Source organism: Nostoc sp. UHCC 0251 (assembly GCF_034932245.1).
Taxonomy (GTDB): domain Bacteria; phylum Cyanobacteriota; class Cyanobacteriia; order Cyanobacteriales; family Nostocaceae; genus Nostoc.
This window is the reverse complement of sequence record NZ_JAYGHD010000427.1, coordinates 1-9,543: the sequence shown is the minus strand read 5'-3', so window position 1 is coordinate 9,543 and position 9,543 is coordinate 1. Positions and strand designations below refer to the sequence as shown.

9 protein-coding genes and 1 pseudogene are annotated in these 9,543 nt (G+C 42.3%); 7 read left to right on the top strand and 3 right to left on the bottom strand.

The window, feature by feature from the left end; genetic code table 11:
* Positions 1-91: 91 nt before the first annotated feature.
* A complete protein-coding gene (locus VB740_RS34345) occupies positions 92-268 on the top strand; it encodes a hypothetical protein (RefSeq protein WP_323204288.1) in 177 nt (58 codons plus the stop codon).
* A gap of 96 nt (positions 269-364) precedes the next feature.
* Here VB740_RS34345 and VB740_RS34340 read toward each other — a convergent pair whose 3' ends face one another.
* Positions 365-919 carry a pyridoxamine 5'-phosphate oxidase family protein gene (locus tag VB740_RS34340; RefSeq protein ID WP_323204287.1) on the bottom strand — a complete coding sequence of 185 codons (555 nt, stop codon included), beginning with the start codon at positions 917-919 and terminating at the stop codon, positions 365-367.
* 153 nt (positions 920-1,072) lie between these two features.
* Entirely contained in the window at positions 1,073-2,149 is a 1,077-nt protein-coding gene (locus VB740_RS34335) for an alpha/beta hydrolase (RefSeq protein ID WP_323204286.1), read from the bottom strand.
* 1,108 nt (positions 2,150-3,257) lie between these two features.
* On the opposite strand from VB740_RS34335, the gene VB740_RS34330 reads away from it, so the two are divergent.
* The 6 genes from VB740_RS34330 to VB740_RS34305 all read left to right on the top strand — a co-directional run bounded on the left by VB740_RS34330 (position 3,258) and on the right by VB740_RS34305 (position 8,544).
* Positions 3,258-3,719: a pyridoxamine 5'-phosphate oxidase family protein gene (locus VB740_RS34330; RefSeq protein ID WP_323204285.1), complete on the top strand. Its 462-nt coding sequence runs from the start codon at positions 3,258-3,260 to the stop codon at positions 3,717-3,719.
* 103 nt (positions 3,720-3,822) lie between these two features.
* A complete protein-coding gene (locus tag VB740_RS34325; RefSeq protein ID WP_323204284.1) occupies positions 3,823-4,944 on the top strand; it encodes an aldo/keto reductase in 1,122 nt (373 codons plus the stop codon).
* A 124-nt stretch (positions 4,945-5,068) separates the two neighbouring features.
* The gene (locus tag VB740_RS34320; RefSeq protein WP_323204283.1) at positions 5,069-6,820 is read left to right on the top strand and encodes a thiamine pyrophosphate-dependent enzyme; all 1,752 of its coding nucleotides are present in this window, start codon (positions 5,069-5,071) and stop codon (positions 6,818-6,820) included.
* A gap of 33 nt (positions 6,821-6,853) precedes the next feature.
* Positions 6,854-7,417, top strand: a complete 564-nt coding sequence (locus VB740_RS34315) for a type 1 glutamine amidotransferase domain-containing protein (protein WP_323204282.1) — start codon at positions 6,854-6,856, stop codon at positions 7,415-7,417.
* 239 nt (positions 7,418-7,656) lie between these two features.
* Positions 7,657-7,860, top strand: coding sequence for a ChaB family protein (locus VB740_RS34310; protein WP_323204281.1), 204 nt, complete (start codon positions 7,657-7,659; stop codon positions 7,858-7,860).
* Positions 7,861-8,007: 147 nt separating this feature from the next.
* The gene (locus VB740_RS34305; protein WP_323204280.1) at positions 8,008-8,544 is read left to right on the top strand and encodes a hypothetical protein; all 537 of its coding nucleotides are present in this window, start codon (positions 8,008-8,010) and stop codon (positions 8,542-8,544) included.
* A 287-nt stretch (positions 8,545-8,831) separates the two neighbouring features.
* Here the strand turns inward: VB740_RS34305 and VB740_RS34300 are convergent.
* Positions 8,832-9,386: pseudogene (locus VB740_RS34300) on the bottom strand (Uma2 family endonuclease); the annotation flags it as partial.
* Positions 9,387-9,543 lie beyond the last annotated feature (157 nt).

Below are 9,543 nucleotides of genomic sequence, written 5' to 3'. Positions count from 1 at the left end.
TTGTAACGGGGATTTAGACCCCGCCACAACACTTGCGGCTTGATAGAAGCCGGGGACTTAAACCACTACATTTTGTTAAAGGTGAAAAAAGATGAATAAGACATTACTAACAATTTTGATGCTTGCACTCTTAATGTTATTCATCATCTCTCCCTTTGCTGCCCTTGCTAGTTTAATGGTGATAGTGATAGTTTCGGCGTTTTTCTCTTTACTAGGAAACTTGTTCCAAGTAATAATTAGTGGTGACACCAACCCTAAAGGATCATAAAAGCAAAATTTTAAATCAAGATAGGCTCATTTTCCTGTGTGAGTGGACGAATAAAATAATCCATAACTCATGCTACAAAGTCCGTTTTTGTAAGATTTAAGATAATTGACTCAGTGGCGTGGGTAAACCGTCAATGCTGACAAGATTTTTCTTTTGTTGATATTCTCGAACTCCCTCTTCGCCTTTTTTACTAGCCCAGTTTACTAAAGTCTGGCGCTGACCTTGATATTCATAAAGTGGTACGCCAAAACCACAAGAGGTCTGTATTTTTTCAATGTCGGCGACGATAATTTGACGAGTTCCAGGCATCGGCACAAACAAAGAGTACAGGGAGTCCCAATCTGGAGAACTCGGTAAAATCGTCTTTCCTTGACCGTAAAGACGCAATATACACGCGGGTTCCTCAAAGGCGCAAAACATGAAGGTTATTCGCCCATTCTCTTGTAAGTGGGCTGAAGTTTCGTTACCACTACCTGTAAGGTCTACGTAACCTACTTGATTGGGAGAGAGGATGCGAAAACAGCCTAAACCTTTAGGAGAAAGGTTAACATGACCCGTAGGACTCAAAGGTGCAGAGCCAACAAAGAAAAGGTGTTGAGCATTAATAAAGCCTTGCAGTTCTTCAGTAATACAATCAAAAAGTTTAGCCATACACTATTTACAAATGTTCCATCTTCTCAGCCTATGCCTTAGCTAAAAATCTAGCAAGGTCTAATTGCCGAGGCTATAAGGGAGTCGGAAGTAAGGGTTAAGAACTGTTACCGAAAAACTGGGTCTAAAGCTACGCACTTCTCGGACGGCTTTTTATTTCTTAACTAATTTCTGCTTACGTGTTAGTAGTGAACTTGTACCTATTACACCTAATCCTAGTAAACTGACTACAGAAGTTGGTTCAGGTATAGATTTGGCAATGCTGGTAACACTGACATTTGGATCTAACGTATCGCCTGAGTTGAACACATAATCCAGTGCATCTTTATTGTTGAGTGCAGCTCCTTGTAAGAAAAGCGCACTCCAACGAGCAATGGTTTCAATTGCCACATCTTGCTCTAGCGTTGGTCTTTTCGGCTCACGAATGAGATTATCTTCATTGGTAATGCCATAGTGATTAGCACCAGGAATGGTAATAAACGCCTTGGGAAAGTCTTGAATTTGAGCGTATGTTAGTTCAGCATTAGATGGTATTGCAACACCATCTCGATTACCCTGTATTAAAGCAATGGGGATGCCATCATTGTCAATCGCAGGCAGTATTCCATTTTCTTGGCCAATTCGGAAGTTAGTGCCATAAAACACCCCAGCCTTCAGTTCTTCGGGTCGATTAAAATCTTCCGTACATAAGGCAGCAAAACACTTACCCTGAATCGCAGCGATTCCTACTGCTCCTCCAAATGAGTGGCCAAGCAAGACTAGCGTACTGGGATCGAGTAAATTAGCAATAGGTGATGCAGGATTAGAATTCTCACTTTGCATATAGGTTAGAACATCATTTACCTGCTGCTGCTCAGAGATTAAGCCTGTAACTGCACCCATTGGGCTGATTGCAGTTCTGATGTGATTAGGTACGACTACTACAAACCCATAACGTGCCACAGTGTTAGCAAAGTTTGAGTAATCGGATTTATCAACAAGCGCTCCTTGCAATAACAAGGCAATGGGTAGTGAACTCTTATCGGTATCGGACAGAACTGGGTAGTAAATATCAGCAGAATCTACACCACCATCGCTTCTCTTAATTGTAGTCAAGTAATTGGCTGCGCTATCAAAAAGAGGAGCAGAGTTAAATGTAGTAGCCGCAGCACTTCGCTGTACTCCCAGAGTTATCATCAATGCCCCAACTATAGCCATTGATGATTGCTTCTTTGAGAAGAGAAAATTCATGGCTTTATACCTTGTTATATTGCCAACTCCGCATTAGTAAATTCTTTTGCTTGTCGTAACTAAAAATCGTAGTTTTTTTTAGCAAAGTTTGCCGAGTCTAATCTTGAACGAGATTATAATCACACATTCTTTATATAATCACTAGTATTTCAAATAATTTTTATCACAACTTTAAATTTGAATATTGCGCCCTATTATTTATAAGAACAATTATGTAAAATTTAATACATAAAGGAATAAGTAGTTTTATTTGTGCTTTATGTACTAAATTTACATTTACATCTGTCACTTAACCTTCAACTGCGTTGAGGAAGCTGACAATCTGTTTTTGGGGTGCAGCAGCATTACTAAAACTTCATTCCTTAATAGTCATTGTCAGCTACACAAATTCCTTTACATTTAATTCCATTCGTAGCTGTGCGCTGGCAATGAGAACATAGAACTTTTTCGTTTTCTGTTTCTTGATTGATATTTATATTAGTATTAGTGGTTGCAGTCAAAAAGTCTTTTTCGGTTTGGATTTTTACAGTCATAAGAGTGGAAGTATTTTTTGCAGTTTACATTAAAATCGTCAGTTAGAAGTGATGCTCAGAATCTCAATACTGATTGACTAATCAATATTGATAGTAAAAAATATGACACACACTGCCCAAAGCAACTAAATTCTCTTCTCTATTATCGCTTGGGTTACGGTTCTAGTCGTGGACTTGTAGCGTCTACGCTGCAAACGCGCAGCGTGTCGCACACAGACGCTAAGGGACTTCCAACTAAAAAAATATCCTATCGCGGTGTAGGTATGCAAAGAAAGAAAGAAAGATTCATCAGCCTAAAGTTACAGTTGCAGTTTGAATTCAGTGCAAAATTTATAAAATTTATGTCTAAAGAAATAAACATAAAATTCACCTTACTATGCTTAAAAGTCACTCTCAACCAATATCTCTATAGATATAACTAAAAAAGAGAATTTTAGGATAATTCCATCTGTAGGCTCACGCAATTAGACTTGAAAACGTTGATACTGATAAATAACTTTACCAGTCTTAAACCTGGCTGTAATGAAAAATTATAGCCCCAGAAAAACAAATAGAGAAAATAGTACAAACAATCAATGGCAACATCTCCAGACCGGAATCAACAGATTCAAAAGCTGCATGAACTAATCAAAGATATTGATTATGGTATGTTTACCACAATCGATGATGATGGGAGTTTGCATAGTTACCCCATGTCAAAAAGTGGTGAGATAAACTCTGAAGCCACACTTTGGTTTTTTACCTATTCTGGTTCCCATAAGGTGACTGAAATTGAACACCATGAGCAGGTAAATATTAGTTTTTCGTCACCCGAACAGCAACGATACGTTTCTATTTCGGGTTCGGCACAACTCGTGAAAGACCGCAATAAATTGCGAGAGCTATGGAAGCCGGAACTTCAAACTTGGTTTCCTAAAGGATTGGACGAACCCGATATTGCTTTGTTGAAGGTAAATATTAACCAGGTTAATTATTGGGATAGTATATCGAGTTTTAAACCACAAACAATTAGTTTCTTGACATCATCACGCCTGTAACTAATTCGTAATTCGTAATTCGTAGTTAGAAATTCAATTGCGAATTACTAATTTAGATGAAATTGACAAGAATTATCTATTTTTAACTAACGTAAAAAGGTCAATGGCAGATCAAAATAATAATGAAGCCGCCCAAAAGCATCTTCCTTTAGAGGTAAAGCGGCGACATTTCTTAAAAGGAATAAGCTTTATCGGTGCAGGTGCTGGGGCAATATTTGCCGATCACATCCTCAATGCCAATCCTGAAGTACAAGCAGCAGAGGTTCCAGCATCATCGGCAACTCCAACCAACAGCACAAACACTGGTGAAATTCCTCTTCGCCCACTGGGAAAAACAGGGGTGAAAGTGTCAGCGATCGCACTTGGAGGTGCAACTTTAGGGCAAGCAAAAAGCAAAGAAGAGGCAATTCGCATCACCCACGAAGCTATTGATAATGGCATCACCTTCATGGATAACGCTTGGGAGTATAACAAGCATCGAAGTGAAGAGTGGATGGGAGAAGCGTTAGAAGGGCGGCGAGACAAGGTTTTTTTGATGACGAAAGTTTGCACCCACGGACGCGATCGCAAAGTGGCAATGCAGCAACTTGAAGAATCCCTACGTCGTCTCAAAACTGACCATTTGGACTTGTGGCAAATTCACGAAGTTGTTTACGACAACGATCCAGAAATGATTTTTCGTGCTAACGGGGCAATTGAAGCTCTAGATCAGGCGAAAAAAGAGGGTAAAGTCAGGTTCGTTGGCTTTACGGGTCACAAAGACCCCGCTATTCATCTAAAAATGCTCTCCTATAATTACCCATTTGATGCGGTACAATTGCCGCTTAATTGTTTTGATGCTAGTTTTAGAAGCTTTGAGCGACAAGTACTCCCAGAACTCAACAAACGGGGAATTGCCGTAATTGGGATGAAAAGTCTCAGCGGCAATGCTGATGCAGTGAAAAAAGGTGTAGTTACTCCCCAAGAAGCCATCCGCTATGTCATGAGTTTACCGATCGCTACACTCGTCAGTGGTATTGATTCACTCCAAGTACTGCGGCAAAATTTAGCGATCGCTCGTGGTTTTCAACCGATGCAAGCAAAAGAAATGCAAGCCTTGCGCGATCGCTGTGCCCAATATGCTGCCGACGGGCGTTTTGAACTCTTCAAAACCTCCAAGCAGTTTGATGCTGATGAAGGCAGAATCCAGCATGGCTTTCCACCTCAAAGCCAAGTGCAGACATGAGACTGGGGGACAAGGGGACAAGGGGACAAGGGGGCAAGAGGACAAGAGGACAAGAGGACAAGTAAACCCAATGTTCCATGCCCAATGCCCAATGCCCCATATCCAATATAAGGAGAAACTTATTATGGCTACAACTGCGGCTGATGTTCTCATTGATACTATCTATGACTGGGGTGTTGACACCATCTTTGGACTACCTGGAGATGGCATAAACGGCATTATGGAAGCTCTGCGCCTGCGTCAAGACAAAATCCGTTTTATCCAGGTGCGGCATGAAGAAGCAGCGGCATTTATGGCTTGTGCCTATGCCAAATATACAGGCAAGTTGGGAGTTTGTCTTGCTACATCTGGGCCTGGTGGGCTGCATTTACTCAATGGTCTATATGATGCCAAACTCGATGGTCAACCAGTTCTGGCAATAACCGGACACCATTACCACGACCTGATCAACACCCACTCTCAGCAGGATGTTGACCTAGATAAGGTTTTTATGGACGTAACGGTTTACAATGCCCGTGTAATGGGGCCTACACATGTTGAGAGTCTCGCAGACTTGGCTTGCCGTGAGGCGTTGAGCTACCGGGGTGTAGCACATATTAACTTTCCTTTAGATTTTCAGCCCCAAAATGCTGAAAGAAAGGGTTCAATGCGGAACGTCCCTCATCACACTTCTAATGTTTTTACCAGTGGTGTGCGTCTGCCAGTTGAGGATGATTTGCAACGTGCTGCTGAGATTCTCAATGCTGGTAAGAAAGTGGCAATTTTAGCAGGCCGGGGAGCGTTAAAGGCGACTGATGAACTAGAACAACTTGCCGAAAAACTGGGAGCGCCAATTGTTAAAGCATTACTGGGTAAAGCATCCGTTCCAGATGATAGCCCTTATACTACGGGCACAATTGGTTTAATTGGCACAAAGCCATCCCAAGAAGCGATTGAAAATTGCGACACTCTACTGATGATTGGAACTTGTTTTCCATATATGGAGTTTCTGCCGAAACCCGGTCAAGCAAGGGGTGTCCAAATTGATATTGACCCATTTCGGATTGGTATGCGCTACCCTGTTGAAGTTGGATTAGTTGGAGATAGCCGCCGCACTTTGCAAGAACTGCTACCACTATTACAACCTAATGCCGATCGCAGTTTTCTTGAACAAGCGCAATCCAGCACGAAGGAATGGTGGCAATTAGTGGAACAGCGCGGTACTAGGAAAGATCAGCCGATGAAGCCGCAGGTAGTGGCTTGGGAGTTGGGTAAACGGCTATCTGATACAGCAATCCTCTCTGTTGATTCGGGTACGGTGACAGGCTGGTGGGCGCAGCAAATTCCAGCTAAACGCGGACAAATGCATTCGGTATCGGGGACACTGGCATCGATGGCCTGTGCATTACCTTATGCGATCGCTGCTCAAATAGCCTACCCCGATCGCCAGTGTGTTGCCTTTATCGGTGATGGCGGTTTCTCAATGCTGATGGCAGAGTTTGTTACCTGCGTGAAATATCGCTTGCCCATCAAGATAGTGATTATCAAAAATGGCACACTGGGGCAGATTAAATGGGAACAAATGGTTTTTTTAGGCAACCCAGAGTATGGCTGTGAATTGGAATCAATCAACTTTGCCGCCTTTGCTCAAGCTTGTGGTGCTGTGGGGATGACGATTGAAGATCCAGCTAAATGCGGTGAAATTTTGGATCGGGCACTTGCTACACCAGGGCCAGTAATTGTAGAAGCGATCGTTGACCCCTTGGAACCACCTTTTCCCCCGAAAATCACCCCAGACCAAGCAACCAAGTTTGCCGAGTCACTTGCCAAAGGTGAACCTAACCGCGAGAAGATTGCCCTGACAATCCTCTCAGATAAGGTGCGACAGTTGATTTAAATACAAATCTTGAACTTAATTCAGAGGTGTATTATGCCTGACCTATCAAATTTCCGAGTGGCTGTCATTGTTACTGATGGCTTTGAGGAATCAGAACTAACTGAACCTGTACGTGCTTTAAAAGAAGCTGGTGCAAATGTAGAAATTTTGTCAGCCAAGCTAGGACAAATACAGGCGTTTCGTCATTTTGACAAAAGCATTACAGTCAACGTTGACCGAGTGCTTACCGAGGCACAACCCGAAGAGTTTGATGCTGTGTTGTTACCGGGGGGCGCTCTCAATGCTGATACCTTGAGAATGGGGCCTAAAGTCCAGTCATTCCTGCAAAAGATTCAGGAACAAGGTAAGCCGATTGCTGCTATTTGCCATGCCTCGTGGGAATTGGTTTCAGCTGGCTTGGTGCGAGGACGGACGCTAACGAGTTACTACACCATTCAAGATGATATTCGTAACGCAGGCGGTAACTGGGTAGATCAAGAAGTGGTTGTTGATGGTAATTGGGTAACAAGCCGACAACCTGATGACATTCCAGCATTTAATCGTGAAATGCTTAATTTGTTTTCGCGGTTCAAGCTTTCTGTTGCTGGCGTTCGCTGATCAATAATTAGGGACTTCCAAATAAAAAAATATACAACTATTTATTGTGGAGTGGGCGACACGATAGCCCATAGTCAAAGGCGTGCAAGATGCCCACCCCACAAGATTGGATAATTTATTTCTTGGAAGTCCCTTAACCTGTGACTTTGGCTTGTCTTAGGAAGTCAAAGTCAAAAACTTAAAAATTATTGTCAAAGCGTGAGATTGAACATACTCCATCAAGTAAAAAAACTAAATTTATGCCTTACAAAGAGATTACAGACTTACCTGATTCAGTCAAAGAGCACTTACCCAAGCACGCCCAAGAAATTTTTCGGGCTGCATTTAACAATGCTCAAGAAGAATATGGCGAAGAAGAGCGTGCCTTTCGTGTTGCTTGGAGCGCTGTAAAACGCGATTATGAAAAAGGCAACGATGGGCAATGGCACAAAAAGCCAGAATAGCTCATACCATTTTGGATTTTAGATTGGCAAAGAGCTACTGGTAATCACTTTTAGACCTTTATCTGTCGCAAGCATTTTTCAAATTGGCATCAGATTGCATTGAGCAGTTTTATTGCTGCACAACAAAACTTTATTAAGTGAGGTCTTATGAATTACCTTGTTGCAGTTTTACCAGATCGAATACAAGCAGAAACCGCCTACTCTGCTCTGGAAAAAGCAGGCTTGCCAACTTCACAAGTCAACATTTTGGGCGATGGTTATTTAAGCGCTGATGAATTTGGACTAATTGATCCCGACAAGCAAGCCCGCCAACAATCAAATCGGCTCTTATGGTCGCTTGTAACCTTTGGATTTGTTGCAGGTTATGCCTTCAACCATTTCACAGAAGTTGAAATATTTCCCCAGTTTGCTCGATTTGGCAATGAATTTCTTGCTGGGATCTTAGGAGGTATAGGCGGTGCTTTGGGCGCTAGTTTAATTGGTCGAGGAGTCGGGTTAACAGTTAGCAGTGGCGATGCTTTACCTTATCGTAACCGTTTGAATGCTGGCAAATACTTAATTGCAGTTACCGGAAACGAGGATTTAATAAGCGAAGCTACACGCATACTGCGTCAATTTGAACCAGAGAATATTCAAGGCTATACAGATTATTCACAAAAGAGCAAACTTGTGGGTAAAAAATAAGCTGTCACGCATTTAATACCAATTCGCAATTCGCAATGGGCTACGCCCCGCTGTGCTAACGCAATGGGCTACGCCCCGCTAGGCTCTAAGCGCAGCCATGCCGCAGGCTTTACGCAATTAAGAAATCTAGATACAGCAAGAGTTTTGTGCTTCGTATCTGTTGCCTTCTTTTAGAGAATTGGTATAATTTGTAAGCTTATCTAATGACTGATGACTGACTGATGACTGTTAACCGTCAACAGTTAACAGTCATCAAGAGTGTTTATATACTTTAGACGCGCATCAGCTTAATCTACATCGGGTTCAACGCCTAGCGATCGCAATTGTGCAATCAACCGTTCAGCCCGTTGTCTTTCTTGTTCAGCCCGTTGTTTTTCCTGTTCTGTAGAAGTCAATACCCAGCAGCCTGTCCAATCATACCAGCGTAACCAGGGCTGTTCTACATCTTAATAGCGTCCCTGCCACACACCCAAGCCTAATTCTAGTTCTGGTATCCAAAAGCGTGACTCTGACAGTGTTATCTCAGCATAACGACCACCGTCTAATTTAAATACCCTTAACTCATATTTATAGCGATCAAATACTACATAATAAGGAACACGCAGAATCTGCTCATATACTTCCCATTTTCCTGGTGGTTGCTTGATATCTCGCAATGTCTGCCCCAAGTCTTCTTTCTCAGTACCTGGCGACAGCAATTCAACCACAATAAAAGGATTAACCCCCTCTTGCCAAACCACATAACTTAAGCGTAAATCCCGTTGTTCATAGAGACGGTAAACACCTAAAACGGCAAAACAATCTGGTCGCTTATGCCACAGTGGATGGCGCGGGTCATAAAAAAACCACCGACTGGTGGGGAGGGTTTTTCTAATGGCTTAGTGTTTGAGAAACACTAACTTCTTAATAGGTAACTATGAATCGCTCCAAAATGGTTAAGTACATACGGCTTTGGTTCGACAAATCTGGAACTACTTTCATCAGCTAACCAGTTTTTTA